Below are 26,343 nucleotides of genomic sequence, written 5' to 3'. Positions count from 1 at the left end.
GAAGCGCCGTGGATATAGCGGAATCACCCTCGCCGGCGATCCATGTACCGACGCGTAAATGCCTTGCAGTGTCCTGGCTTCATCGGTCGCGCTCGGGAAGGCGTCCAGTAAACATTCGGGTACGATGCAAGACAGTTGGCGCAGCGATATTGCGCCTCAAGAAGTTGGACGTTAATTCGATACGGTATCTCATGGCCGCAGCGGCGACATGCCGACTCCACAGCACAGTGATGTGCGGGGCACACATTCAGACTCTCGGACTGATGGAGGATGCTGTGGTAGCCATAACCAAGACACAGTCGACAGAAGCGGAACGACGTGCTCCATCGCGGTCGAACCTCATCCTGTATCAATGCCGTTCGCATCGACCGCCTGGATACCTGCAGGTTCGCACGCAGCCGATCAATATCGATGACACCCACACGTGGCACGAGCCCTTCATAGGGGTCGACGTCCGGGCCCAACAGCCGCGCTACGACGTTTCCCGATAGTGCATTGGCTTTCTCGAATTTCCACAGGATCGAAATCAGCGACTCATACGGGTAAAGCCACTTCCTGTCGAACAGATAGCCCAGCGATGGCGTCAAACTGCCTTCTTCCAGCGTCAGGATCGGGAATCGGGGTTCCGTCAGGGTCATTGCTCTACGCTGCTGAAGCGAGCACGCGCCCCGTAGCATGGCGTGACTGGACATAACCGCAGTGCCTGACCGCGTGTTGCCATAGCACAGTTTCTGGACCGTACCCCCGAGCATCTCTAAGTTCGCTATCCTTAAGCACAATCTCGACAGCGCGCGCGAATGATTCCATCGGGATCTCCAGTTGACCCGGGAGACTGGCCTTGTGGTGGGCCGCCTCGAAAGCTTCCCATAGTTTACCGGCGTCATTGACCAGCCTGTAACCGGCATCAAACGCCTGAGGGACATAGAAGCGCGTGAAGCTCCAGTGACTTCTCTCCGGATATGCAGTCTGATCGTAGCCATTGAGACACGTCGCTACATCCTGAGCGTTGCGAATGCCGTAGAACGCGAGATCTTCGACCATCAGACGCGCGACGATCTGGGTCTTGCCCGCGACCTGCAGCGCAGTCTTCTGCGCGAGCAACTCCTGCTGACCGACGAGGAATGTGAAGAGCTTGATCTGCTGCCTGTCGAGTGTGTCATGTACGTCGCGCAGCCATTCATACTCGTTGTCGTCATATCGTTGAGCCTCATCGCAAAACAATAGAACCACCCCACTGCCCGCCCTGGCGGCTGCCTCCCGAATTCTCAACGCCAGCCGCATCCGCTTAGAGGTGTTGGAACCCGCGTTAGGATCGGGGTCTCCGACTGCCTCCAACAGGTTCGCGAAGAACGGTCCTTCCGCATGCCGAGGCTTGTGCTCGCACTGCGCGTGGTAGCTCGTCATCCTAGGATAGTTTCGTGCAATGAGCAGTCGCACGTATTCGATCGCCCGAGTCTTGCCAATCCGCGACGGGCCATAGGTGAGCGCGCCCATGACCCGGTAGCGCAGACATCGCGCGACCAGTTCGTAAAACTCCTCGATTGCTGGGGTCGCAATCCTGTAGTTTCCCGTCATCAACGGATGCAGTGACGGATCCACCGGACGCGGTATCTCGAGCGACATGATGCCTCCCATCTGGAACAAGGTTAATAGACCTGGCCCGTGCCGATCGTGAGCCTGCGCGGACGGACTGGCGTGCTCAATACAGGTGGTGGGCCTTGATCAGAAACGCCGTTAGGCTTAGATTCCGTATCGCGTTTCGCTGCAGGTAAAGCGGCTTTCGGCAGTCCGACGGGCGTCCGAACAGTAGGCGCGGCGGACAGGATGCGCACGGCCTGCGACAAATCCGATGCGACCTTACGTTTCTTCTTTGCCTGCGCCAGCTTGACGTTCAAATAGTCTTCAATGGGATTTGCGGACGCGGACGCCAACGATCCCCGATTGGCTTTCTCTTTGAGGATTTTCCGGCGTAGCGTCAAGGTGTGTGGCATGACACGCCATGCTCCCTGCGCGTTGAGGACGCCGAGTTCTGATCCGTCGGCTAGAAACGCGCGAACACTCCTCATATCGTCCGCATTCATATAGACAAGCAGGCGCTGCCCGATGAGATGTGTACTGCATGCAAGTACATCGCTTGTATACCGAGCGCCGTGCAGGTTGATATGAGGCCTGACACCCTTGTCGAGATAGGCACGTACCGGGCACCGAACCGCCGACTGCATCAGACAGAGCGTGCGTCGACGATGTTCGGGCAGCCAGTTGAGCAACTGCTGCTTGCCGCGCACGAAATACTCGATTGCGTCCAGCGGTGTGACATTGTTCAGTCCGCCGTGCGGTGTGCCGTGATAGCTTCCGATCGCGTATTCAACGAGCTCCTCGAGTTCGTCCAGCGACACAAAGAGGCGCAGATTCCCTTTCGGATCCGCCAGCGCACGACGTAGATCACGTGGATGCGAGCCGGTGTATCCGGGTAGCCGGGAAGATAGCCTACTGGCGATGGTGCCAAAAAACCGCTCAATATAGGGCCGCTCGTCCGGACTATGCTTCGGCCCCGCATCGACACAGCAACCGACAAATTCGCACATGGCCGCGAGCGACTCGTTTGCAAGGTTGGCCTTCGCGTTGTCGAGCTTCATCCACTCCCATGTCACGTACCCGAGCTCGGGCAAACGTTGCGATGGAAAGCCGTCGCGAGCGTCAAAAGCCAGACCTTCAATTGTGAAGGATCGCGGCCGGTGCGGCTCTAGAGCGTTCTCGATGGTCTTGATCACGTCGTACCGGCTGTACTCTCTTCCCAGTGCAATGTGATAACCCAGAACCGCTCTTGTACAGACGTCAATGATCGCCAGTAGCCAGACACGCTCGATCTCGAACTCGTGCTCAAAACCGAACTGGTCATGCACCACGATCTTCAGTCGGATGTCCAGACGATGGCCGTCGAATTCCACGACCTGGTAGGGACGCTTCGCGCTCGGGATGCCAGCCTCGTTGTCATGGTACGGCAACCCCTTGAGATGCGATGCTCCCGCAGCTCGTGCGCCTTCGGCAAATGTGCGCAACATCTCCGCCTTCAAACGTGCTCCGAGCGATCGGATTGCCCGCCCATCAGTATTGAATGGGTAATCTGCGACCGTCAGGCCAGCAGCACGACACTCCTGCAGAAAAGCGACGTGGAGTGGCTGCAAGCCGTGCAGTCGGGTATGCAGTCGTCCGTCGGTGTGAACCTGCTCGATAGTCACGCGACGCCGCTTGACCTGCAGGCGCAGCCATGTTGCCAGCACGGGATATCGCTCGAGAAGCTGCGAGAACGCCCCTGCGGCCCCGCGGCTGCCTCGCTCCCCTTGCACGACGACGCCCGTCAGCCGAGCGTACGATACAACCCTCGAGTGAGGCTGCAAAGCGCGGAACCCAAAAACGCAACCGTCGGCGTGCAGCGGCAGGCCACGCTCGAGTCAGCGATACAGCTGCCGGCGATTCACGCCGGTCGCTTTCTCGATCGCGTGTACTGGCTCGCCTTGCACGAAAAGCTCAAGTGCATGCATTCGTTGCCTGATGAGCTTGCGCGCTTCGTAATCCAGATCGGTCCATGCAATACCTGGCCACGTTGCGAGATCGATTGCCTGCAGTTCAGGCTTGCGGCGATTCATAAACGGCTCTCTTCGGCGACAAACAGGGTCGTTGGCGACAAGGCGTTCGCTCGTAGCTCGGGAGCAGTTATGCGACCTGCATACAAAAGCCCAAATACTGCAGCGCGCGCGAGAATCGGATCGCCGCCAGAAAACTCACGCTCAATGGCAGACAGTGCCTTGGGGCTGGCTACGAATCGCTCTACTGCATCCGAAAGGAACTGTCCCAGTAGGCCTCGCGTTATCACAAGGCATGGCAGCATGCGCTTCCAGTTGTCGATCCACGTACGCGATGCTGCAAGATCGGCAGAGCTGATGATCCTGACATCAATGGCACCATCACCCTCGAACGTGACGCCTTGCGACATAGCTTCAGCGGCCGCCGAACCCGGGAGCAGTACGAGCTCCTGCCGATCGGAATAGGACACCCAAAAGTCGGCCAGCAATCGCTTCTCTTGAATTTATACGTAGCCGGGTCGCTCGCAGAATGCCCGGATCGCCGCGTCCACTTCGATGAGGATCCATTGGTCCAAAGTGCAACGCCGGTACAAGGTCAGCCGTCGGTTGAGCTTGAGACTGAACGCTTCCAGCCGATGTGCTCCGCGCGGCCTGGCGAGGGCGACCGGCTTCGCAGGGTGCAAAAAATCTTCCATGAGATCAAAGCCTTAGCCGTGGGATTCGAAGTCTAGAACACGAATTGACAGATTTAATGCGGACTAATGCGAATTGACGACTTTATTTCGTTCGGACTGCAAATATAAATGTCAATCCGACTCCGAGCAGTCCCAACCGGCCAGGACTTGCAGAGATTTCGAATTGATAAAGTTATTTCGGTTTACGCGTCTGAACTGGACGGCAGCGAGGGCAACAATCGCTCCAGAAATGGCACCGCGCAGATCGCCGCCCGTAATGATCTCGACGCGATCCGTGCATGGCTGGCCCGCTTTGTCGATACAAAGACAACCTTCGACAACTACCGCAAGGAAGCCGAACGTCTGCTGCTGTGGTCCGTCCTCCAGATGGGCAAGCCGCTGTCGTCGCTGACCCACGAAGACCTCCTCGTCTATCAGCACTTCCTCGCCGATCCGCAGCCCAGCGCGCGCTGGACCGCCAGTGGCGGACGCAAGCACCCACGTGGCGATCCGCGCTGGCGGCCGTTCTACGGATCGCTTTCCGCCACCAGCCAGCGCCAGGCGATGGTGATTCTCAATGTGATGTTCGCGTGGCTGGTGCAGGCCGGCTATCTGGCCGGCAATCCACTCTCGCTGTCGCGCCAGCGCGGAACTCGACGTGCTGGTGCAAAAGCGGCGCGACAAGGCCGCGGCAAAACGCTTCGTCCGGCGGGTGCTGCGTTCAAACGTGAACACGAATCTGACGGGTGCCTTCCTCTGCACGCGCGCTGCCGTCGCGCTGATGAAAACGCAACTGCCGCGCGGCGGACGTATCATCAACAACGGCTCGATCTCCGCGCACGCACCACGTCCGAACAGTATCGCCTATACGGCCACCAAGCACGCGATCACCGGCCTGACCAAATCGACATCACTCGACGGACGCAAGTACGTCATCGCCTGCGGACAGATCGACATCGGCAACGCTCTCACCGACCTCGCGGCACGCATGGCAAAGGGAGTGCCACAGGCCAACGGCGAAATTGCCGTCGAACCGCTGATGGATGTCGAGCACGTCGCTGGCGCGGTCCTTTATATGGCCGATTTGCCACTCGAAGCGAACGTGCAGTTCATGACCGTTATGGCTAGCAAGATGCCGTTCGTCGGCCGTGGGTAGCATAGAGACAACGGCCGCGGGCGCGTGGCGCGGCCTGTGTCTGCGGTGTGAGCTTGCGCATGGGACACGATTCTTGTGGGCTAAAGAGTCAGCGTTTCGTGCGCCTTGACGATCTCGCTTGCTACCACCTCGATCTGCTCGCGCTTGAGCATCGCCTTTGAGCGTAGCAACTGATACGCGTGTTCTTCCGATACGCCGCGCCTTTCCATCATGAGCTGCGTGGCATGCTGGATCACCCGAACGCTCGCTTGCTTCTTCTCGAGCCGTTCAATGTATCGATCGCGCATTCGCAATGCCTGACATTGCGTCAACGCCACCGCAATCGCGGTCATCAATCCGAATGAGCGCACCGGCGACGGTATCACCGCCAGCGCGTTCAGGCGCAGCACCGCTTCGACGGTGATCGGATTTTCGTAGGTCACCACCGGAATCACAGGCGGCGACATGCTGGTTCCGAGCCACGGGAAATTGACCGAGCGGGTTTCGGGGCGTAGCGCCATCAGCACTAGCCCGGTTCCGAAGGGCAAGCTGTCGAGTGTCGGCCAGCAGACCTCCACGTCGCACCCAATGCGGTGGAGTTGCGCGAGAAGCTCGTCGCCATCCTGATCCTGTGGATGAATCACAACAACTTTCAGTGAGCGCAAATCGCGCAGGATCGCTAAGGTATCCGCGGTCCACTTCATCGTTCCGCCCTTGCATGTAAGCACGCGCGACCCGTGTCTGCGGGCCGCTCCGGCGCGCTGCACAACATGACGCTGGGATCGGTATTCAGCAGTACGCGTCGCAGAGCCAGTAAAGCAAGACTCACAGCCTCGTCTGCGGGCCCGACCTCGACTGGGTTGAATGCATCGTCGGGGCCCGGAGAAAGCATGTGCAAATTCGCATTGTGTTCAGCGTTCAAGATCGCGCCCCTCTTCAGGAGAGAGTGAAACAGTCGTTGAACAAAGGTAGCGGTCAAACAGGTTCTGAATGTGCAGCCATTGCATACGTACTGAGGAGAAGCCGACCGTACGGCGATAAACGGTCCTGCCAGGCCACGGCACGATCGCGTACCCGTCGTATGAGTTGCTTTGGATATGGATCCAGCTATGAAGAACATGTGACACGATGATTCCTTGAAGGCGCAAACGAGGAAATCGGCCGGGCGGGCATCCGGAAGCGCCATGTCGGGGGGAGCCGAACCGCGAGCTTTCCGCTGATGTAATAGCGAGGGTGTAGCGATGAGAGAAGATTAGGTCGAGCCCGAGGGCGAATCTACTCTACGGTTGGATATGCCGATGCCGCGTTAGGGTACCCCGCTTATACGGACGTATAAGCGCCGCGAGGGGTGAACGCTGAGGATTGACCGCCCGTCTCAGTAGATATCAGGACAGCGGCCCCGCGATACGTGATTGAACGCGTTCAATTGCCGATGCCGAACGCGCGCCGCATATCGCCAGCAGATTTGCGATCGAGAGATGCCGGCAGCGGGGTCGCCGTGCCGGTTGAGTGGCCGGCAGTCAGAAGTGAATAGATTCTTTCATTATCGCCAAGGCTCCTTGGTTTTTTGTCGAATCGACCTGCGTGACGCAGCTTCTCTGCACTTAGAGTTGCACCCCACGCGTGAGCGCGCCATCCACTACCAGATTCGCCCCGCTCACGAAGCTCGCCGCCGGGCTCGCGACGAACGCGACCGCGTTCGCGATCTCTTGCGGGCGCGCCATGCGTCCGCTGGGATTCAACGCGAGTGCTTCCGCGAACAGCTTCGGATCGTTATGTTCGATGTGATCCCACACACCGCCTTCGAAATAGACGTTGCCCGGCGACACGGCGTTCGCGCGGATGCCCTTCGGCGCGAGGTGGTACGCGAGGCCTTGCATGTAGTGGATCAGCGCCGCCTTGAAGGTCCCGTAAGGGCCGGCGGCAAAGTCAATTTCCCGGCCGGACACGCTCGATATCGCGACGATCGAGGCAGCCTTGCTCGCTTCGAGAAAAGGCATCGCGGCGTCGACCAGGTTGACCGTGCCCATCAGGTCGGTTTCGAACTCCTTGCGCCACGATTCCAGATCGTTGCCGATCGACAGCGCGCTCACATTGGCGACCACAATGTCGATGCCGCCGAGTTGCGCGGCGGCGTCACGTGTCCAGGCCTGTAACGCCGGACCGTTAGAAACGTCGACCGAGGCGCCGCACACCTTGACCGCACCACCGCTGACCTGCACGATGCCGGCCACCGTCTGTTCGACGGCGGCGCCATCACGCGCGCAGAGCGCGACGTCCGCGCCTTCTGCGGCTAGCGTTTGCGCAATGGCACGGCCGATACCTTTGGTGCCGCCGGTGACCAGTGCCTTCAAACCGTTGAGTTTCAGATCCATGGTGGCGTCTCCTCAAGCAGCCGGTGCGAGATACTTCTTGCTGATCGCCGCGCCGACCGAATACTTCGGGTCGACGAAGTTACCTAGCCGCACCTTGCCGCACTGGCTGAGCATCATGTAGGCATCCCAGCGGTCGAAGCCGTATTCCTTTTCCATCCACAACACCAGTTCGTGGTACGCGATGCGCGTCGCGTCTTCAAGCGGGCGCGCACTGCCGATCGCCATCAGTAGCTCATCGGTTTCGAGGCGCGGCCATTCAATGTGCCAGCCCTTGATCAGATCGACGTGGATCGTGGTCGTGCTGGAGTATTCGACGGCGGTGCCGCACACTTCGCCGTCACCCTGGCAGGCGTGCGCGTCGCCGATAAAGAGCCGCGCACCGGCGGAGCGCACCGGGAGATAAGTGATGCTGCCCGGGCCCATGTCGGGCACGTCCATATTGCCGCCGTGGTTGTCCGGCGTGAGCGAATTGATCGAGTCGATTTCCGGCGACAGGCTCAGCGTACCGATATGTGGCTTGTACGGCAGCGTGACGCGCTTGCTCCAGTAGACCCCTTCTTCGTCCACGTCGATCTTGCGGGTGATCTCGGGCAACGGCTCATTAAGCGTTGCGGTGTATTCCGTACCGGTCAGCGCGCCGAAGCGCGGAATCAGGCAGCAGGTGCCGCGCGGATTGTCGCCGCGCGGCAGCATCGATTCGATGTATACCGCCACCACGTCGCCCTTCTCCGCGCCTTCGATCATGATCGGGCCGCTTTGCGGATTCAGGAACGGCACCCGGAGCTTCTGACTCGGCAGATCCTTTTCCGTGAGGATCTTGCCGTCAAATGCGTCGCGTGTCTGAACCACAACCCGGTCGCCCGGGGCAATCTTCATCACCGGCGTCGAGTATGGTCCGATGGTGTAGTGAAATGTGCCCTGACGGGATTCGCTGAGTTCGTGCGTTTCGCGGACCTGGCCGCGAGCGACGCCGCGCGTGTACATGATCGATTGTTCAAGCCAGTTCATCATGGTGTTTCCTGTTCAAATGTGGGTTGTCGATGTGAATGGGCGCAACGCTGACGCCGCATTACACTGAAATTAACGCTCTGACGTTATTGGCTTCCATCTGGTCCCCGGCCCCAGCCGACACGACCTGGCCGCGTACCAGCACGACATAGTCGTCGGCTACCGCCTGCGCGAAATCGAAAAATTGCTCTACCAATAGGATCGACAGCGATCCTTTCAGCGAACGGATCACCGCCTCGATCTCCATCACGATCGACGGCTGAATGCCCTCAGTCGGCTCGTCGAGAATGAGCAGCTTTGGATTGGTCAGTAGCGCTCTGCCAATCGCAAGCTGCTGCTGCTGTCCGCCGGACAGATTCCCCGCAATGCGCCCGCGCATCGTCTTCAGCACAGGAAAGGTATGAAAGACGTCGTCGAAGGAAAATTGCTTGCCCTTGGCGGTCTGATTGCTCTCGCCCGCGTAGGCGCCGATGCGCAGGTTTTCTTCGACGCTGAGTTGCGGAAAAATCTCGCGTCCTTGCGGCACGTAGCCCAGACCCGCCAGTACGCGCCGGTGCGACGGCGTGCGGGTCAGCGGCTGGCCCGCCAGTTCGATTTCGCCGGCTTTGACCGGCAACAGCCCGACGAGGCACTTCAACAAGGTCGTCTTGCCCACGCCGTTGCGGCCGAGCACGACGGTGCAGGCGCCGTCGGCTACGTTCAGCGACACGTCGCGCAACGTGTGGCTGCTGCCGTAAAACTGATTGAGTGCGGAAATCTTCAGCATGCTCACCGTCCGAGATAAACCTGAATCACGCGTGGATCATTGCGCACGCTCTCCATCGATCCCTCGCCCAGCAACTGCCCTTCATGCAGCACGCTTACGAGGTCCGCGATCCTGCCGACAAAATCCATGTCGTGCTCGATCACCACCACCGCCCGCTCAGGCGACTTGAGCCCCGCGATCAATTCGGCGGTGCGTGCGGTTTCGTGATCGGTCATGCCGGCAACCGGTTCATCGAGCAGGATCACTTGCGGATCGGCGACAAGCAGCATGCCGATTTCGAGCCACTGTTTCTGGCCATGTGACAGCGTGCCGGCCATCCGGGGCCCTTCATTCTCGAGACCGATCGTCTCGAGCACTTCGTCGATACGCCGGTTCTGCTGTGCGCCGAGGCGCGAGCGAACCATCTCCGCATATCCGCGACCGTTGCGAATCGCCAGTTCGAGGTTTTCGCGAACCCGCAACGCTTCGAACACGCTCGGCTTCTGGAACTTGCGGCCGATGCCGAGGCGCGCGATAGACGTTTCGTCGAGCGTCGCGAGATTCGTGACCTTGTTCAGAAAGACCTCGCCGCCTGCCGGCCGGGTCTTTCCCGTGATGACGTCCATCAAAGTCGTCTTGCCCGCACCGTTCGGACCGATGATGGCGCGAATCTCGCCGTATCGAAACTCCATCGACAGGTTCGTGATCGCCGCGAAGCCGGAAAACGTGACAGACAGGCCGCTGATGTAGATGGCGGTGGCCGGTTGTGGATGGTTCATTGGCCGCCCCCCCTGCTTTCGCCGCCGGCGGCCTTGAGCGTACCCCACAGGCCATTGCCGAAATAGACGACGATCACGAGAGTCACGCCAGCAAGAATGAACGGCCACAGCGCCGGCAGTTGCGCGGTCAGCCAGAACTTGAGTCCGTTGATCACGATAGCTCCGACGATCGCGCCGATCAGGGTGCCGCGCCCACCGATGGCAACCCACACGGCAATCTCGACAGACAGTTGTGGCGAAACGATGGTCGGGTTGACGATGCCGACCTGCGGCACATATAGCATTCCGGCAAACGCCGCGAGTACCGCCGAGAGACACCACGCGAAGAGCTTCAGCGTATGCGTGCGGTAGCCGAGAAAACGCATCCGCGCTTCGTCGTCGCGCACCGCGATCAGCGCCCGGCCAAAAGTGGAGCGCGCGAGAAAACGCACGCCGACATAGGCCACCACCAGTAGCAGGCACGAACATACGGCGAGGCCTATCTGCGTGGACGTATCGGCAATCTTGCGACCGGCGATGCTCGTAAAACCGGTCATGCCATTGTTGCCACCGAGGCCCACGTCGTTGATGAACAACAGCAGCATCAGCGCGTACGTGAGCGCCTGAGTGATGATCGACAGATACACGCCATTGATGCGCGAGCGGAACGTGACGAAGCCAAACGCGCCCGAGACCAGCACGGTGACGATGATCGTGCCGACGATCGTCACATCGAGCCGCGACAGCATCTTCCATACCGCGGGAAAGTCGCTCGCGCCCATGTATTGCATGAAGTCCGGCAATACGTGCGTTTCGGCATAGGCGCCGTTCAGCAGATAGATGGCCATCATATAGCCACCTATGCCGAAGAAGATGCCGTGCCCGAGGCTCAGGATGCCCGCATAACCCCAGACCAGATCGAGCGCCAGCGCGAGCAGCGCGAAACACATGATCTGTCCGATCAGGTTGACGCCGAACAGCGACAGATGCAACGCATTCGACTCCGGAATCACAAAATAGGCAAAGGGCAAATAGAGCGCCAGCAGGACCAGCAGCGGGACGATACCGACCTCCACGGACTGGCCCAGCCATTTCGTTGCGAACGCCGACAAGGTGACTCTCCCGCCGTGACGCGGATCAGGAAACGTATTCATACGCGGGTCTTCAATGCGAAGAGTCCTTGCGGGCGCTTCTGGATAATCAGCACGATGAGCAGAAGCACAGCCACCTTGGCGGCAACTGCCCCGTAGAACGGTTCGATAAACTGGTTGATTTCGCCGAGCGCGAGCGACGACACGACTGTCCCCGCGAGACTGCCCGCACCGCCGAGCACCACCACCATGAACGAGTCGACGACGAAGCCCGTGCCCATCGACGGATTGACGCTGGCAATCTGCGTCAGCACCACGCCGGCCAGTCCCGCGAGGCCGGCGCCCAGGCCGAACGCGATGCGATCGACGCGCTCGGCGGGTACGCCAAGGCAGCGCGCCATGTCGCGCAGCTGCGTGGTGGCGCGCATCAGCAGCCCAAGCTTCGTGAAGCGCACCACGGCGAAGGTCGCCACGAAGATCAGCACGGCGAGCACGATTGCAAATACGCGGTTGTAGGTCACGAAAAAGCCGGGCGCGATCTGCATGCCGCCGTTGAGAAAGGCGGGCGTGATGAACTCGACGTTCTGCGAGCCGAACAGCACCTGAATGAGCTTGATCAGCGCAATGCTGACCGCCCATGTGGCAAGCAGCGTCTCAAGCGGCCGGCGATACAGAAACCGGATGACGAAGAATTCGAGCAACATGCCGCACGCTGCGCAGATCACGAACGCCACGGGAATCGCTACGAAAATGTAGGCGTCGAACAGGCCTGGCAGATGCGCCTGCATGAAACGTTCGACGAGATACGTCGCGTACGCACCGATCATGATGAATTCGCCATGCGCGAGATTGATCACGCCCATCAGGCCGAACACGATCGACAAACCGAGCGCCGTCAGCAACAACACGCCGGCATAGCTCAAGCCGCTAAACAGAATCGACAAGCCCTTGCCGAGCGACAGCCACGTATCCATGTTGCGGATCGCACCCTGCACGGCAGCCAGCACGCCGGGATCCGAACGCACGGAATCCTGCGCCGCAAAGTTCGCCAGCGCGGTCCGCGCGGTTTCGCTCGGCACCTCGGCCACAGCCTTGATCGCCGCCAGTCGGTCGGCCTTCACATCGCTGTTCAGCCCGCGTTTAGCCAGCGCCAGCGTGAGAATGGTCGCGATATCCGGGTCGTGCTGCGCCTTGACCGCACGGGCGACGACAGCGGGGTCGAGCAATACGTAGAACTTGTCGACTTGCCGCGCAGCCGTCGCGCGGGTGTCCTGCTGCGGAGAGAACAGGTCCATTTCCGCCGACGCCACCGCGAGCCTGCGCATCATCACGATGCTCGGCACATAGGGCGAAGCCGCCGGCGCGTTGGCGCGCGGCTGAAGGGTCGCGGCGTCGAACGCAGGGTTTCCCTGCAGCGTCGCCTGCCCGTCTGCGCCGCACGCCAGCGTGCCGTTACGAATCGCATCGACGATCCGACGCGCCCACGCACGCTCATGCGTATCGTCCGACACGCCGGTTTCGACAAGTTGCTCTAATGCAGAGGCCTTATCGCCGTTTGTCGCGCAGAACGACGTGAGCATCGCGGCGCGGCCCGGCGCGGCGCTCGCGGTAGTGGCCCAAACAAGCGCCAGACAAGCGATCGCGCGAAAGATCTGCCTGAAATTGATCATGGGTGTTTCCATTCGATCCTGCTAGGGGACCGGCATGCTTGCGTATGCCGATCCCACACCTGCTGACAGTGCGACAGGGACTGTCAAGCCTTGCCGATGAACGGGCTGAATGCCACCGGCTTCTCGATGTCTTTCGACTTCCACAAAATGTCGAAGCCCTGAGTCGCGTTGATCGAGCCGATCATGTCGCCCCGCCACAAATACTGCGTGGAAGCATCCATCTTCACCGTGTAACCTGCCGGATCGACCATCGACTGACCCGCGAGCGCCTTGCGCACCGCGTCTGTGCCGGTGGAATGCGCTTTCGCGGCAGCCTGCGCCCACAGATTGATGCCGAGGTAGGTCGACACCATAGGGTCGATCACCATGTCCGGCCGATGCTTCAGGTTATGCGCGCTGACGTAGGTCTTCCAGTCGCTCTTGAACTGGCGATTCTGCGGCGTATCGACGTTCTGGAAATAGCACCAGCAGCTGAGGTGGCCGACCAGCGGCTTCGTATCGAGACCTTCCAGATCGCTGTCGACCACATCCAGGCCAAGAATCGGAATATCGGTGGCGCGCACGCCCTGATTGATCGCTTCCTTGAACATCGCCGGAATCGAATCGCCCACCACGGTCATTACGACGATGGCCTGGCCGCCCGGTTGCGCGGCGAAGTCCTTGATATCGCGCACGATGGTCTGGAAGTTCGACTGTCCGAATGGAACGTAATGTTCGCGCCATGCCGAGTCCGGAATGTTCTTGGTCTTCAGATAGCCCTTGAGCATCTTGTTGATCGTGCGTGGCCAGACGTAGTCGCTGCCGATCATATAGAAGCGCCTGGCACCGCCGCCCTGGTCACTCATCAGGTAATCGATCGCCGGGAGCACCGAGCTACTCGGCGGCGAATTCAGATAGACGACGTTCTTCGACTGCTCTTCGCCTTCGAAGTGAAGCGGATAAAACAAGAGACTGTCCTGCGACTCGACCACCGGCAACACCGACTTGCGCGACACCGACGTCCAACAGCCGAACAGCGCCGCGCATTGGTCGCGCAGAATCAATTGCTTCGAGAGCTGCGCATACATGGGCCAATCCGACGCCGGATCGACGACGACGCCCTGAAGCTTGCGCCCGAGCACGCCACCCTTGGCGTTGATCTGATCGATCGTCATCAGCGCCGTATCTTTTAGCAGCGACTCGCCATTGGCCATCGTGCCCGATTGCGAAAACAGCAGGCCGAGCTTGATCGGATCGCTGGTTCCCGCGGCAAACGCAGCCTTAGGTAGCGCAGTGCCCGCAGCGGTCACCAATCCGGAGCCGACTGCCGACAGGAAAGTACGTCTTTTCATTTGCTTCACTCCGACATGGATTAGAAATCGCAAACGCAAAAAGCCCGAAACCAGACAAGCTGGATTCGGGCTTTTTTGGCCGGTGCCGCTCAAGACGCCTTTGTCTCGAACAGCGAAATAAATGCTGTGGGTCACCGCTATGCACGGCGGGTCAGCGTCACCGTAGGAGCAATGGTCATGCCAGCGGTTTGCGTTCGGCGGGGTGCGTGCCGCAAAACCCTTTTGTGCAGCGGGTGCAAATTGATTAGTTGCGTCCCGGTCAACTCGGAAGGCATTATAAATGAAGCACTTTGCGCGACTGACTGCTTGAGCACCGCACAAAGTCAGTGCGAGTGCGCACCAGTCACGTGCTACACGCACAAACAGTGCACTTCCCTGGCGACCATTGGTTTTGACGAATGACTCGTATTGATGCCAGCCGTACCTCGGACCCAATCAGAATTGGCGTCCTGTATTCACGCTCAGGCGTAACCTCGGCCGCGGAGCTCACTCAACTGCAAGCCACCATGCTTGCGGTGGAGGAGATCAATCGCGCAGGCGGCGTGTCCGGACGCGAGATTGAACTCGTCTGTTTAGATCCGCAATGCCAGCCGCGGCGTTATGCCGACCTCGCAGAACAATTGATTCTCGAACACCGGGTTCGGATCATCGTTGGCTGTTACATGTCCAGCACGCGCAAGGCGGTCATTCCGATTGTCGAACGGCACAATGCGCTGCTCTTCTATGCGACTCCGTATGAAGGCTTCGAATACAGCCGTAATGTGATCTACACTGGCGCGGCGCCAAATCAGAACACCTTGCCGCTCGCCAGTTTCATGCTCACGCAGTTCGGCTCACGCGTGAGCATGATCGGTTCAGACTATGTGTGCCCATACGAGTCGAATCGCGTGATGAGCGATCTGATTCTCGAACGCGGCGGAGAAAAGGTGGACGAAACCTATCTGTCGCTCGATGCGCCGTGGGAGAGTTATCTGGATGCCGCGAAGCGGATCAAGCAACTCGCACCCGACTTCATTTTCTCCACGGTAGTGGGAGAAGGCATTCCGCATCTGTACCGTGCGTTTGCGCAGGTCGGGCTCGATCCGTACCGCACACCTATCGCTAGCCACATGACCAGTGAAGCCGAAATCGCAGTAATGGGAAACGACCTCGCACAAGGACACATCACCTCAGCCGCGTACTTCCAGAGTGTGGATACAGCCGCGAACCTCGGCGCCGTCGCCCGCTATCAGGCTCGCTTCGGCGACGATCAGCCGACCAATATGTGCTGGGAAGCCTCCTATTTCCAGGTGCATCTGCTCGCGGATGCGATCCGCCGCGTCGGCTCCGACGACCCGACGCTGTTGCTGCGCGTGTTGCCCGGACTCGAATTCGACGCGCCGCAAGGCCGCGTGCGTATCGACGAGCACAATAACCACACATACCTGCACCCGTTGATCGGCCGGGTCGACGCGCATGGCCGTTTCGATATCATCGGGCGCGCGCCCGAACGCGTGAAGGCGGATCCCTACGTCGTCTCTCACAGCACGCCAGCGTGGACCGCGCACGCGCATCCTCAACTCGCGCGCGCGGGAGCGGATCGATGAAGGGGACCGCGCAGACGCCGGTGATCCTGCGCGACCTGCGTTCGCTAAAAGTCGTTGTGATTCATCCGCAGGATCAGGACGGTGAAGAGTTGCTCGCGCAGCTTCAGCGCATCGGTTGTGAGGTGCAGGTATGTTGGCCGCGCCTCGATAGCCTGCCTTGCGACACCGGCCTCGTCGTCATGGCGATGCGTCCTGAGACGCTGTCAGTCGATTATCCGTGGCTCGGAACCAGCACGTCGCCGCCTGTAATTCCGGTCGTGACTTACGAAAATCCGATCACCATCGAAGCGGTGCTGCGGTTGAATGCGTTCGCTACGATCCCGTCGCCGGTCCGCTCGTTTGGGTTATTGACCGCCATCGCCGTCGCGCTCACACAATTCAAGGCATCCCGCGCACGTGAGCGATACATCGAGCGGCTTGAGCAGAAGCAGGCGAAAGTTCGGGTGATCCAGCAGGCCACCCGGATCGTAATGGACTCGCGCGGCATGTCTGAAGAAGATGCGTATCAGCTGCTGCGCTCACAGGCGATGCTCAAACGCGAACAGATCGAGACCGTGGCCGGCGACATCGTCAAGGCACACGAAACCCTGAGTTTCTAGCCTCGGCGCGCTGGCGTCGCGCAGGCGCAATTGAGTTCGGCGTTTGGGCGCGACGGATGGGCGATGCTTTGGCGGCAATTTATTTCGAAAATTTGTCTATTAGGCAACCGAAATTCCGGCGTTTCGGACCGAAAGTGACAGCATGGGGAGGTTAAGGTCGGTCGGATCCGCCATCGTTTTCTTCCGGCACGATGACGGTTCGTGGAACGCGTTTTCGGCAAAGGCGAGCAGGCTGGCGATGCGCGCTTATCCGCTTGCGCGTGAGCGAGGGGTCGGGCGTCAATAGCAGGCGTCGGTGTCGTCGCCTGCCGGTTTTGGAGTCCCCACCCGCGAGCAGTGCACCCCCTCTTACCCCGATGGAACGCCCACTCAAAGGGTTAGCACGGGAAGCGCGCGCATATTCTCATTGCAGAGTATCCCGTCAACCGAGTCAATCGCACCGACGAACTGTTGCCATGGGTCGTTGCCTATCGGCTTCACGCCGACGTCATCTGAACCCACTATAAATCGCGTTCAGCACCTTGACATCCGCGCGCGTTCAGATACGGTCACGATTGGACACGTACGGATATTCTGCCAATCTAATCACTGAAGACGTCTCCCACGAACCCGGCGAATCTGGCGTGAAGAATAACCAGTTGGTGGCACGGACATGTTGCCGAAACCGATACGAGCCGGCGTTGAGCACCAAGAAATTTCACGTCGTTTCGATCGACGGCAGCCACGAAGGCGCTCCACGCAAAATACCTCGTATTGGCTTGAGAACGCGCTTCTAGTAGGTTGGCCGGACATCCGTCGTTCCTGCACCAACGTGCAGTGCGACGGCCCCTTAGGTCTCACCTTTGAAGAGCACAGAACACATTCGCGGGCGATCCATCCGCGTAGTTTGCGATGACCTGTACGCTCGGCTCCTTCCGGCACGTTCCCTTGACCAAAGTTGGCTCGGTCCACGATAGTTCTTTTATCGCTATTTTTTCCGCAAGCACACCTGCAACGCATCCGGCACTACGCAAAGCGACGAACTTCCGACGGGCAACGCCAGACGAATCGATACTTCGGAGTACGTCTCGAATGACAACGAGCCTGTTAGGATCGGCGCCGACATCGCCGTTGCCGCTGACTGTCGACGTGATGGCGCATATCGTTATCGGAGCGAGTGAAAGCGAAGGACGCCTTCGGGAGCTACTTCAAGGTGGGCCCGCCACTGACCGTCCTGACCATCGCGGTCGGCGTGCTGTGGCTCTCCGTCAGATAGACACCTACGCATGCGTCGAAGCGGTTTGAACCGAGTCGACGCGACACTGCCTGCACGACCCGTTGGACGCGGGTAACCGCGCCCAGCTACCCGACAATACCCGTGCAGGGTCACCTTGCCGCCGGTGCCGGTTTGCTTCGGTACGAGCCCTGCCCATGCGGCAAACTCACGGCCCGACCTGAACGATTTCGCATCATCCATCATCGCTGCTGCTACCGGCGCTGTAAGCAGTCCCACGCCAGGAATCTCGCTGATCGCCTTCACAGCCTTGTCTTCCTTCTTCCACTCGCGCATACGCCGCTCGATATTTGCAATCTGTTCGTCCAGCTTTGCCAGCCCGTTCCATTGTTCGCGCAACGTGTTGATCAGCGCCGATGGCAGGCGCTCTGCAATACGGCCGAACACTTCCGGTATCGCCTTGTCCAGAGTCGCACGCCCGCAGCCCATAACCTCGCCGCACTCCGTCAGCAAGCCTCGCAGACCGTGCGTACCGTTCTTCAACTTGACAATATCAATCAGGCATCGAACTGGTGCATCGCATTCGAGAAGGCCGGTTCGTCACGTGAGTTCGCAGGCTTTCTTTCATCGCCCTCTTTGTGCCGGCGTCCGAAATACCTCGATAGTCATGGCACGTATGCCCTCAAATCCGGCAAAATGATGCAGTGACGAGCGCGGCTCGAACCGTCGTCGGCGCTTGAATCACATTACATACGAAAGGAGACAGCACGTGCGATCAAGCAGACTGGCTTGCAAGATTTTCAGCGTCGCGTTTTTTGCCGGGTTCGCGATGTCGGCGTCAGCCCAAGTGGCAACAGGCGATACATCGTCACTGAAAATCGCGCTATCGAATAACTACGCCGGCAACAGCTGGCGTCAGATGATGCTCAAGAGTTGGTCCGACGTCGCGGACGTCGCGGACGTCGCAGTCAAACAGAAAGTGGTGGCAGCTGCACCCACATTTACCACGGCCGAAAGCCAGGCGACCGAGCAAGTCCAGCAAATCCAGAACCTGATTCTCCAGGGCTTCAAGGCAATAACGGTCGACGCTGTGTCCCCCACCGCGCTTAACGGCGTGATCAAGCAGGCGTGCGCCGCGGGCGTGACGGTCGTGTCGTTCGACGGCATCGCAACCGAGCCTTGCGCATACCGAATCGCCGTCGACTTCCAGGGCGTGGGCAGAATGCAGGTGGATTATCTGGCGAAGCGACTCAATGGCAAGGGCGACCTGCTCGAGATCCGCGGACTGGCCGGCGTGTCGGTCGACGACGAGATTCATCAAGGCATGGTCGAGGAGCTCAAAAAGTATCCGGGTCTGAAGGTAGTCGGATCGGTACATGGCGACTGGACACAAACAGTCGCGCAGAAAGAAGTGGCGAGCATCTTGCCGACGTTGCCGAAAATCGACGGCGTCCTCACGCAAGGCGGCGATGGTTTCGGCACAGCACAGGCGCTGAAGGCAGCCGGCAGGCCGACACCGATCATCATCCTCGGCAATCGCCAGGAAGAACTCGCGTGGTGGGCCGATCAGAAGAAGAGCGGCTATGAAACCATGTCGGTAACCATTCCGCCGGGTGCGTCCACGTTTGCATTCTGGGTGACGCAGCAATTGCTGGCAGGCAAGAAGATGCCGCACGACATCCGTATGCCCGTGCTCCAAGTGAAGCCGGAAGAGCTCGACGCCGTGCTGGCAAAAACGCCGCCGGGCTCGCTCGCGAACAAGGAATACACGCGCGAGGAAGTGGTTGCAGTCGTGGCAGGCAAGTAACGAATCCACAAGCGCCGGCCGGCTTGATTGGCCGGCGCTGTACGTTGTTTCTGCTTCAGCGTGCGGCGCCCCGAACACCAACATGCAGCGCATACACCGATGAACTCGCTGTAATGAACAGCCGGTTGCGGCTCAGGCCGCCAAAGGTCAGGTTGGCCACCGTTTCGAGAATCAGGATCTTGCCGAGCAAGGTGCCATCTGGCGCATAGCAGTGCACACCGTCTTCCGCACTCGTCCATACATTGCCGTGTTCGTCCGTCCTCAGGCCATCCGGCACGCCGCTTTCCATCTCCACGAATATGCGTCCGTTGCGCAACGCTCCGCCGCTGGCGACGTCGAAGACGCGGATATGGCGCGGCCCATCCACATCATGCGACGCACCGGAGTCCGCAATGTACAGACGTGCTTCGTCCGGCGAAAACGCAAGTCCATTAGGCTTAACGAAGTCGTCGGCAACGAGGCACACGCGTCCATCGTCTGGCGAAACACAATACACATTGCAACTACCGATTTCGCTCGATGCGCGAAAGCCTTCGTAATCGCTCAGGATTCCATAGTCAGGATCGGTGAACCAGATCGCGCCGTGCGAATCAACAACAAGATCGTTTGGGGAATTCAGTCGCCGGCCTTCGTAATGCGACGCGAGCACGACAACGCTGCCATCGTGCTCCGTGCGCGTGACTTGACGGCCGCCGTGCTCGCAGCTTAACAGGCGTCCTTCGCGGTCGCGGGTATTGCCGTTGCTGTAATTGGAGTTGGACCGGTAGACGCCCACGCCCATGCCCGGCGCCCATCGCAACATGCGGTTGTTGGGGATATCACTCCAGATCAGCAAGTCGGTCGCCGGAAAGTACACCGGCCCCTCGGCCCACAGGCATTCGTCGGTGAGCCTTTGCAGTGGCGCATTAGGCTGGACCAGCGTGCGAAAACGGGGATCGTGTACTTCAAGTTCGTCAGATTTCACTATCTTGTCCTTTTGAACGCGCTTTTATCGCAACGCCTTGCCGCCGGCCGCGACCGTTACGACAATGATCAGCAAACCGTACACCACCGAGCGCACGCCCGAATCGGCGCCGACCGCATTGAGTACGGCATTCGTGAGAAACAGGAACATCGATGCACCCCAGACCCCGGCGATGGTCGGCTTGCCGCCTGTGACGAGCGTGCCGCCGATCACGACAACGGCGATCGATATCAACATGTACTCCACGCCCATGTCGAGCGACGCGCCGCCGGAGACCGCCGCGAGCAGCAGCGCGGTGACCGCCGCAATCACCGATGACAGCACGTAGGCAATGCAACGCGTCCAATGCACATCGACGCCTGCGAGCCATGCAGCGCGCGAGTTCTGTCCGATGGCGGAAAGCCGGCGGCCGTAGATGGAACGATGCAGCAGCAACGCGAGCGCAAGCGACAACACAAACGCCGCCAGTGCAATGTACGGGATCTGCGCGAGGCGACCGGCTGCAAACGCCCCGAGCGCAGCAGGCGGCGGCGGCAATTGACGCCCCTGCGTGATTGCCAGCGACTGGATTATGAAGCTGGACGACAACGTCGCGATGATCGGCGGAATGCGAAGCAGGCGGATCAGCGCGTAATTGGCGAGCCCGACCGCGATACCCACGCCGAGCACCGCCGCGAAGCCCAGCACGATCTGGCCGTTCAACCCGTTCATCACGTGCATGCTGACGACGCCCGCGAGTGCGATCGTGGACGGCACCGACAAGTCGATGTTGCCCACGCCGGACGTGATGACAAGCATCTGCCCGAGACCCACCAGCACCATGAAAACGCCGTACACCAGCGCCGTCTGGGCCACGTTGGCCGCAATCGAAAACCCGAAGATCAAGACGATGGCCAGCCAGACCAGAACCGCACCCGCGAACGACCAGGCCCACGGCGCCTGAACGCTTTTGAGCCGGGCCAACCAGCCGGATCTGGGCACCAGCGCAACGGTCGCTTCTTTATCGCTGCGCACTTCGCTGGATGTTTGCGGGCTCATTGGTGGTCTCCGCGTTGCAGCATCACGCGCAACGACAGCACGACGATCAGGATCGCCCCTTGCATGCCGACTTGCCAGTCCGACGAAATATTCAGGAATGCGAGAAACGACGCGGCAAGCGTCAGCGTGATCGCGCCCAGCACCGCACCGATCACCGACACGCGCCCGCCGACGAATTCCCCGCCGCCCAGGATCACGGCCGCAATCGACAGCAGCGTATAACGCAAAGCGAGATTGGCATCGGCAGAGGTGGTCAGGCCCAGAAGCGACAAACCCGACAAAACGCCGAACAAACCCGCGATGCCGTAAAGCGTCGCCTTGCTGCGCACGAGCGACCAGCCGAAACGACGCATCGCGCGTGGATTTCCCCCGGCTCCGCGAATCCGGACGCCCGCCGACGTGCGCATCAGTAACAGATGCCCAAGCACTGCGATCAGGGCGGACCAGACGATAGGTGCTGCGATCCACGGTGTCTGGTAGTTCATCGCCGTGCCGAGCCACTCGGGGCTCGTGCCGCCCGGGGAGGGCAGCAACACGATCGCGAGCCCGCTCCAGACGAACGCCAGGCCAAGGGTCACCACAATCGATGGAATCTGCCGCAACTCGATCAGCGCCCCGACCGCTGCGTACGCCAGCACGCAGCCCACCAGCGCCAGTACGCCGAGCCACGGCTGCTTCACCAGCAGGGTCGCGCCAATGCAGGCCACGAGGCTCACAAATGGCCCGATCGATAAATCCAGGTCGTTGACCGTGATGATCGCGAGTTGAGCGAGCGTCGCGAGCACGATAGGCACGGCAAGGTTCAGCAACAGGCTCGAACCGAAATAGCTCATCGTTGCTGGCTGCAGGCACAGGATCGGCACGAGCACGGCGACCAGCGAGATGGCCGGAAGCAACGCGCGCAATCGCGCCTGGGTAATCGCAAACGTCATGCGGCATGCTCCTCGAAACTGGCGGCCAGGAGTGCTTCCTCCGTGCATTCGTCGGCGTGCAGCAGGCGCGTGACAGATGCCGAACGAAACACATAGGTCCGGTCACAATACGTCAGTTCTTCGTTCTCGGTCGTGTACCAGATGAAGGTGCGGCCCTTCGCCGCTTCGTCGCGCACGAGTTGATAGATGTCTCGTTTGGTGCCGACATCGACACCGCGAGTGGGATCGTCCATCAGGATCAGATCGGCATCCGAAGCGAGCGCGCGTGCGAACAGCACCTTTTGCTGGTTACCGCCGGACAGCGAGAGAATGCCCGCGTTCATCGATGCACCGCGAATCCCGATCTTCACGCGCCACGCCTCGACGACCGCGCGCGCCGCCGCAAAATCCACGAGCCCTCGAATCGGCAAGCGCTTCGCCCCGGCCCTGCCCGCTTCAGCCATACCGCCGCCCAACCAGCGGAGGTCGAGGTTCTGCGCGATCGACCAAACGGGAAACACACCGTCGCGCCCGCGATCGCCTGCCACGAAAGCCACTTTCGCGCGACCAGCTCCGCGGCTGGTAGCGGCTTCGTAGATGGCTAGCAGCGCCTCCGTCTGCCCTTGTCCCGCGAGCCCCGCAAAGCCGATCACCTCGCCGCGCGAAGCATCGATCTTCGTTCGCCGTCCCGCGCCGAGCGCCCATTGGTACTCCGGGCCGTCGGCGCGTTGAAGGCGCGCACGCTGGTCGGCCGACGCCTTGTCGACCTCGAGGTGCTGGCCCATCGCAAGGATGATCGCTTTGCGGCTGAGATTGTCCCGCGCGAGCACGCTGACAATGCTCCCGTCGCGCATCACTATCACGCGGTCCGCCACACGCTGTATCTCGCCGAGCATGTGAGTGATAAGCAGGCACGTGATGCCGCCCTGCGCAGCCTTGCGCACGAAGGCAAGCAACTGTTCCGCGGTATGCGCATCGAGCGACGAGGTGGGTTCGTCGAGAATCACGAGACGCACGGGAGTATCGGTGATAGTGAAACCCCGGGCGATCTCGACCATCTGCCGCTGCGTGAGCGTGAGGTCGGAGACCAGTTCGTTGCCGCTCAATCCGTTGCCGGGAAAGATTTCTTCCAGCTTCGCACGCATGAGAGCGGTCGCCCGCCGCCGCCAACTGCGCCCACGCAGTTGCGGATGCACGATGCACATGTTCTCGGCGATGCTCAAGTTCGCGCAGAGCGACAACTCCTGGAACACGCAGCGCACGCCGGCGTGGCGCGCGGCGTTGGCGTCGTAGCCCGGCAACGACTCGCCATCGACCTCGATGTGCCCTTGCGTAGGTTCGAAGACGCCCGCGAGCACGGCCATGAGCGTCGATTTTCCGGCGCCGTTATGCCCGGCGATGCCTACGCACTCGCCCCGCAGGAAGCTGAAGTTGATATCAGTCAGCGCGCGCACGCGGCCGAATGTCTTGCCGATGCCATGGAACCGGATCAGCGCCTCGCGCCCTGTCTCTTCCGTCTCTGGCGTATTTTTTATTTCGCCCATTCACATGCTCCGCATGTCTGGTTCCGACATCACATAACCGCCTGGGTCGGGCTCATGCGCCCGCCGCGGGCGGGCGCATTCAGCTTACTTCTTGCTGAGCAGCGCGACCGTTTGCGGCAACGTGTAGGTCACGTCGCTGATGCCGCCCTGCGGCGTCGCCGAGAGCTTCGCCTGCAACTGTTCCTGCGAAATATCGAGGAGCGGCACATTGATGGTCACGTCCTTCGGGATATTCTTGCCGGCCAACACCTGCTGTGCCACCCAGAATGCAAACGATACCGCGCCCGGGGGATTCGACAGTGAACGCGACTGATAGCCGTTTTTCGACTGCTCGTTCCACCAGTTGAGCTCCGCATACGTGCTGCCGATAATCATCGGCGGAACCGGCCGGTTGGCCGCCGTGAAGGCCTGCGCAATGCCGAACGACATCTCGCCTTCGGTCGCCACACCATCGACTTGCGGAAGCGTCGGCAGGATGCCGGCCACCGCCTTCTGCGCCACCGATTGCGTCCAGTCGCCGTTCACCGAACCGACGAGCTTCATGCCCGGGTACTTCTTCAGTCCCGCGAGCACACCCTCGTGCATGAGGTTATCGACGGAGATCCCCGCCACGCCTCGCACTTCGAGAATATTGCCCCTGCCGTTCAGACGTTTGGCGAGATAGTCGACGCCCGCCTCGCCCCAGCCGCGGAAATCGAAATTAACACGATACGCGCACGGTTCATCGACAATGCCGTCGAACGACACCACGACGACGCCGGCGGAGCAAGCCTTCTTGATCGTACCGTTGAGCGCGGTGGGCGAGACGGCGTCGATCACGATCGCGTTATAGCCCTGCAGAATCAGGTTCTGGATCTGCTGGGCCTGCTCCGTCACCTGGTTCTCGGCGGTCGTAAACGCAGGCGCGGCGGCGACTTTCTTTTCCTGCACCGCAACAGTCGATACCGCAGCCCAGCTCTTGAGCATCGATTGCCGCCAGGCGTTGCCCGCGAAGCTATTGGACAGTGCGATCTTCTTTTGCGACGTATCGCCAGCCGCCACCTGTGCGTGCGCCGAAGACGCCACCATGCACGACGCCAGCGCGAGCACGGCGCACACATGCTTTCCTGAACCGATCATCCATTTGTCTCCTGTTATGACAGCGTTTCCGATTTTGATGCCGAGTTGGGGCTAGGCCAGCTCCCTTGCCTTGCGGATGCCTTCCCAGAGCCCGTTCAGATAGACCGCGCCGAGGGCGCGATCGTAGAGGCCATAACCTGGCTTGCCCGTCTCGCCCCATATCATTCGGCCGTGGTCCGGACGGAGATACCCGGTGTAATCCGCATCGCTGTAGGCCTGCATGATCGCCGCCATGTCGAGCGAACCATCAGCCGTTCGATGCGCGGTCTCATGGAAATCGCCTTTATCGTTCACCTTGACGTTGCGCATGTGCGCAAACGGGATGCATCCCCGGGCGGCGAATTCCCGGACCATCGCGGCGACGTCGTTCGCGGTATCTGCGCCGAGCGAGCCGGAACATAACGTGAGCCCGTTCGCCGGGCTATCCACGATGGAAAGTACGCGTTCAAGATCCGCGCGATTCTTGACGATACGCGGCAAGCCGAAAATGGGTCGCGGCGGATCGTCAGGATGGATTGCCATGCGGATTCCGGCTTCCTCCGCCACGGGAATAACGCGCTGTAAGAAGTATTCGAGGTTTGCCCAGAGGCGCTCTTCACTGCAGGACGCGTATTCGGCCAGCAGCGCGCGCAATTGGCCTGCGTCGTAGCTCAAATCCCAGCCGGGCAACTGGATTCCGTCGTCGGGATTGATGCTCGCGACCGTGTCCACGTCGAACGCAAGCGTGGTCGAACCGTCGGGCAGGCACTTCGCAAGCGTGGTCCGGGTCCAGTCGAACACCGGCATGAAGTTGTAGCAAACGACCTTGATTCCGGCCGCGCCCAGATTGCGCAGCGTGCGCGCGTAATTCGAAATCAATGCGTCCCGCGAGGGCTTGCCAAGCTTGATGTCTTCATGAACCGGCACGCTCTCGATCACATCGATTGCCAGGCCCGCCGCGTGGACGGTGGCCTTCAGTTCGACGATTTTCTCGGGCGGCCAGACTTCCCCGACAGGCACGTCGTAGATGGCCGAAACAATGCCGTACATGCCCGGGATCTGACGGATATAGTCCAGCGAGACGGGGTCGTCCCGGCCGAACCACCGAAAAGTCATCTTCATGCCGTTGCCTATTAAGGACCCGTCCCGAAGGGATGCTATGCTTACAAAAAGCAATTTTTTGGTCGGGTGGTCAGGCCACTAGACCGCAAA

22 protein-coding genes and 3 pseudogenes are annotated in these 26,343 nt (G+C 60.4%); 5 read left to right on the top strand and 20 right to left on the bottom strand.

The window, feature by feature from the left end; all coding sequences use genetic code 11:
* Positions 1–23: 23 nt before the first annotated feature.
* The 5 genes from P0D80_RS27395 to P0D80_RS27375 form a co-directional block, all read right to left on the bottom strand.
* A complete protein-coding gene (locus P0D80_RS27395; protein ID WP_408288011.1) occupies positions 24–638 on the bottom strand; it encodes a TniQ family protein in 615 nt (204 codons plus the stop codon).
* Positions 639–642: 4 nt separating this feature from the next.
* Positions 643–1,623 (bottom strand): AAA family ATPase, encoded by a 981-nt coding sequence (locus tag P0D80_RS27390; RefSeq protein WP_408288008.1) that lies wholly within the window; start codon positions 1,621–1,623, stop codon positions 643–645.
* Between the two features lie 23 nt (positions 1,624–1,646).
* Positions 1,647–3,281 carry a TnsB C-terminal domain-containing protein gene (locus P0D80_RS27385; RefSeq protein WP_408288005.1) on the bottom strand — a complete coding sequence of 545 codons (1,635 nt, stop codon included), beginning with the start codon at positions 3,279–3,281 and terminating at the stop codon, positions 1,647–1,649.
* Positions 3,282–3,452: 171 nt separating this feature from the next.
* On the bottom strand, positions 3,453–3,647 hold the full coding sequence (locus P0D80_RS27380) for a hypothetical protein (protein WP_408288003.1): 195 nt from the start codon (positions 3,645–3,647) through the stop codon (positions 3,453–3,455).
* Complete coding sequence (locus P0D80_RS27375; protein WP_408287999.1) at positions 3,644–4,072, bottom strand: hypothetical protein; 429 nt, start codon at positions 4,070–4,072, stop codon at positions 3,644–3,646. The genes P0D80_RS27380 and P0D80_RS27375 overlap by 4 nt, the downstream gene beginning before the upstream one ends.
* A gap of 315 nt (positions 4,073–4,387) precedes the next feature.
* Here P0D80_RS27375 and P0D80_RS27370 point away from each other — a divergent pair.
* Positions 4,388–4,939 (top strand): annotated as a pseudogene (locus tag P0D80_RS27370) (tyrosine-type recombinase/integrase); the annotation flags it as partial.
* 37 nt (positions 4,940–4,976) lie between these two features.
* A pseudogene (locus tag P0D80_RS27365) lies at positions 4,977–5,414 on the top strand (SDR family oxidoreductase); the annotation flags it as partial.
* 80 nt (positions 5,415–5,494) lie between these two features.
* Here the strand turns inward: P0D80_RS27365 and P0D80_RS27360 are convergent.
* The 8 genes from P0D80_RS27360 to P0D80_RS27325 form a co-directional block, all read right to left on the bottom strand.
* Positions 5,495–6,097, bottom strand: a complete 603-nt coding sequence (locus P0D80_RS27360) for an ANTAR domain-containing response regulator (RefSeq protein ID WP_408287995.1) — start codon at positions 6,095–6,097, stop codon at positions 5,495–5,497.
* Positions 6,098–6,997: 900 nt separating this feature from the next.
* Positions 6,998–7,768 (bottom strand): SDR family NAD(P)-dependent oxidoreductase, encoded by a 771-nt coding sequence (locus P0D80_RS27355; protein WP_408183531.1) that lies wholly within the window; start codon positions 7,766–7,768, stop codon positions 6,998–7,000.
* 12 nt (positions 7,769–7,780) lie between these two features.
* Positions 7,781–8,776, bottom strand: coding sequence for an acetamidase/formamidase family protein (locus P0D80_RS27350; RefSeq protein ID WP_408183536.1), 996 nt, complete (start codon positions 8,774–8,776; stop codon positions 7,781–7,783).
* A gap of 61 nt (positions 8,777–8,837) precedes the next feature.
* Entirely contained in the window at positions 8,838–9,542 is a 705-nt protein-coding gene (gene urtE / locus P0D80_RS27345) for an urea ABC transporter ATP-binding subunit UrtE (protein WP_408183529.1), read from the bottom strand.
* A 2-nt stretch (positions 9,543–9,544) separates the two neighbouring features.
* Positions 9,545–10,300 carry an urea ABC transporter ATP-binding protein UrtD gene (gene urtD, locus P0D80_RS27340; protein WP_408287991.1) on the bottom strand — a complete coding sequence of 252 codons (756 nt, stop codon included), beginning with the start codon at positions 10,298–10,300 and terminating at the stop codon, positions 9,545–9,547.
* The gene (gene urtC, locus P0D80_RS27335) at positions 10,297–11,433 is read right to left on the bottom strand and encodes an urea ABC transporter permease subunit UrtC (protein WP_408287988.1); all 1,137 of its coding nucleotides are present in this window, start codon (positions 11,431–11,433) and stop codon (positions 10,297–10,299) included. Before urtC ends, urtD begins: the two co-directional genes overlap by 4 nt.
* Positions 11,430–13,040, bottom strand: a complete 1,611-nt coding sequence (gene urtB, locus P0D80_RS27330; protein WP_408287986.1) for an urea ABC transporter permease subunit UrtB — start codon at positions 13,038–13,040, stop codon at positions 11,430–11,432. The genes urtC and urtB overlap by 4 nt, the downstream gene beginning before the upstream one ends.
* A gap of 83 nt (positions 13,041–13,123) precedes the next feature.
* On the bottom strand, positions 13,124–14,371 hold the full coding sequence (locus tag P0D80_RS27325) for an urea ABC transporter substrate-binding protein (RefSeq protein WP_408183574.1): 1,248 nt from the start codon (positions 14,369–14,371) through the stop codon (positions 13,124–13,126).
* Positions 14,372–14,769: 398 nt separating this feature from the next.
* Between P0D80_RS27325 and P0D80_RS27320 the strand changes: the two genes are divergently transcribed.
* Positions 14,770–15,957 carry a transporter substrate-binding domain-containing protein gene (locus P0D80_RS27320; protein ID WP_408287983.1) on the top strand — a complete coding sequence of 396 codons (1,188 nt, stop codon included), beginning with the start codon at positions 14,770–14,772 and terminating at the stop codon, positions 15,955–15,957.
* The gene (locus tag P0D80_RS27315; protein ID WP_408287980.1) at positions 15,954–16,556 is read left to right on the top strand and encodes an ANTAR domain-containing response regulator; all 603 of its coding nucleotides are present in this window, start codon (positions 15,954–15,956) and stop codon (positions 16,554–16,556) included. Before P0D80_RS27320 ends, P0D80_RS27315 begins: the two co-directional genes overlap by 4 nt.
* Before the next feature lie 1,144 nt (positions 16,557–17,700).
* Here the strand turns inward: P0D80_RS27315 and P0D80_RS27310 are convergent.
* Positions 17,701–18,297, bottom strand: a pseudogene (locus P0D80_RS27310) (transposase); the annotation flags it as partial.
* A 301-nt stretch (positions 18,298–18,598) separates the two neighbouring features.
* Between P0D80_RS27310 and P0D80_RS27305 the strand changes: the two are divergent.
* Complete coding sequence (locus tag P0D80_RS27305) at positions 18,599–19,576, top strand: ABC transporter substrate-binding protein (RefSeq protein ID WP_408288043.1); 978 nt, start codon at positions 18,599–18,601, stop codon at positions 19,574–19,576.
* A gap of 55 nt (positions 19,577–19,631) precedes the next feature.
* Here P0D80_RS27305 and P0D80_RS27300 read toward each other — a convergent pair whose 3' ends face one another.
* From P0D80_RS27300 to uxuA, 6 genes are all read right to left on the bottom strand, one after another.
* Positions 19,632–20,540, bottom strand: a complete 909-nt coding sequence (locus P0D80_RS27300; RefSeq protein ID WP_408287978.1) for an SMP-30/gluconolactonase/LRE family protein — start codon at positions 20,538–20,540, stop codon at positions 19,632–19,634.
* Positions 20,541–20,564: 24 nt separating this feature from the next.
* Entirely contained in the window at positions 20,565–21,578 is a 1,014-nt protein-coding gene (locus tag P0D80_RS27295) for an ABC transporter permease (protein ID WP_408181570.1), read from the bottom strand.
* Entirely contained in the window at positions 21,575–22,510 is a 936-nt protein-coding gene (locus P0D80_RS27290; protein ID WP_408181571.1) for an ABC transporter permease, read from the bottom strand. The genes P0D80_RS27295 and P0D80_RS27290 overlap by 4 nt, the downstream gene beginning before the upstream one ends.
* Entirely contained in the window at positions 22,507–24,033 is a 1,527-nt protein-coding gene (locus P0D80_RS27285; RefSeq protein WP_408181573.1) for an ATP-binding cassette domain-containing protein, read from the bottom strand. The genes P0D80_RS27290 and P0D80_RS27285 overlap by 4 nt, the downstream gene beginning before the upstream one ends.
* Positions 24,034–24,117: 84 nt before the next feature.
* Positions 24,118–25,152: an ABC transporter substrate-binding protein gene (locus P0D80_RS27280; RefSeq protein WP_408181575.1), complete on the bottom strand. Its 1,035-nt coding sequence runs from the start codon at positions 25,150–25,152 to the stop codon at positions 24,118–24,120.
* A 51-nt stretch (positions 25,153–25,203) separates the two neighbouring features.
* Complete coding sequence (uxuA, locus tag P0D80_RS27275) at positions 25,204–26,253, bottom strand: mannonate dehydratase (RefSeq protein ID WP_408287972.1); 1,050 nt, start codon at positions 26,251–26,253, stop codon at positions 25,204–25,206.
* Positions 26,254–26,343: the final 90 nt, after the last annotated feature.

It is taken from the genome of Paraburkholderia sp. RL17-373-BIF-A (assembly GCF_046030175.1).
Classification (GTDB): Bacteria; Pseudomonadota; Gammaproteobacteria; order Burkholderiales; family Burkholderiaceae; genus Paraburkholderia.
The sequence above is the reverse complement of the archived record's forward strand: the minus strand, read 5'-3'. Positions and strand labels throughout refer to the sequence as shown.

Coding starts and splice junctions, on each gene's coding strand:
- P0D80_RS27395 (WP_408288011.1), bottom strand. CDS start 638: ATGACCCTGACGGAACCCCGATTCCCGATCCTGACGCTGGAAGAAGGC.
- P0D80_RS27390 (WP_408288008.1), bottom strand. CDS start 1,623: ATGTCGCTCGAGATACCGCGTCCGGTGGATCCGTCACTGCATCCGTTG.
- P0D80_RS27380 (WP_408288003.1), bottom strand. CDS start 3,647: ATGAATCGCCGCAAGCCTGAACTGCAGGCAATCGATCTCGCAACGTGG.
- P0D80_RS27360 (WP_408287995.1), bottom strand. CDS start 6,097: ATGAAGTGGACCGCGGATACCTTAGCGATCCTGCGCGATTTGCGCTCA.
- P0D80_RS27355 (WP_408183531.1), bottom strand. CDS start 7,768: ATGGATCTGAAACTCAACGGTTTGAAGGCACTGGTCACCGGCGGCACC.
- P0D80_RS27350 (WP_408183536.1), bottom strand. CDS start 8,776: ATGAACTGGCTTGAACAATCGATCATGTACACGCGCGGCGTCGCTCGC.
- urtE (WP_408183529.1), bottom strand. CDS start 9,542: ATGCTGAAGATTTCCGCACTCAATCAGTTTTACGGCAGCAGCCACACG.
- urtD (WP_408287991.1), bottom strand. CDS start 10,300: ATGAACCATCCACAACCGGCCACCGCCATCTACATCAGCGGCCTGTCT.
- urtC (WP_408287988.1), bottom strand. CDS start 11,433: ATGAATACGTTTCCTGATCCGCGTCACGGCGGGAGAGTCACCTTGTCG.
- urtB (WP_408287986.1), bottom strand. CDS start 13,040: ATGATCAATTTCAGGCAGATCTTTCGCGCGATCGCTTGTCTGGCGCTT.
- P0D80_RS27325 (WP_408183574.1), bottom strand. CDS start 14,371: ATGAAAAGACGTACTTTCCTGTCGGCAGTCGGCTCCGGATTGGTGACC.
- P0D80_RS27320 (WP_408287983.1), top strand. CDS start 14,770: ATGACTCGTATTGATGCCAGCCGTACCTCGGACCCAATCAGAATTGGC.
- P0D80_RS27315 (WP_408287980.1), top strand. CDS start 15,954: ATGAAGGGGACCGCGCAGACGCCGGTGATCCTGCGCGACCTGCGTTCG.
- P0D80_RS27305 (WP_408288043.1), top strand. CDS start 18,599: ATGTCGGCGTCAGCCCAAGTGGCAACAGGCGATACATCGTCACTGAAA.
- P0D80_RS27295 (WP_408181570.1), bottom strand. CDS start 21,578: ATGAGCCCGCAAACATCCAGCGAAGTGCGCAGCGATAAAGAAGCGACC.
- P0D80_RS27290 (WP_408181571.1), bottom strand. CDS start 22,510: ATGACGTTTGCGATTACCCAGGCGCGATTGCGCGCGTTGCTTCCGGCC.
- P0D80_RS27285 (WP_408181573.1), bottom strand. CDS start 24,033: ATGGGCGAAATAAAAAATACGCCAGAGACGGAAGAGACAGGGCGCGAG.
- P0D80_RS27280 (WP_408181575.1), bottom strand. CDS start 25,152: ATGATCGGTTCAGGAAAGCATGTGTGCGCCGTGCTCGCGCTGGCGTCG.
- uxuA (WP_408287972.1), bottom strand. CDS start 26,253: ATGAAGATGACTTTTCGGTGGTTCGGCCGGGACGACCCCGTCTCGCTG.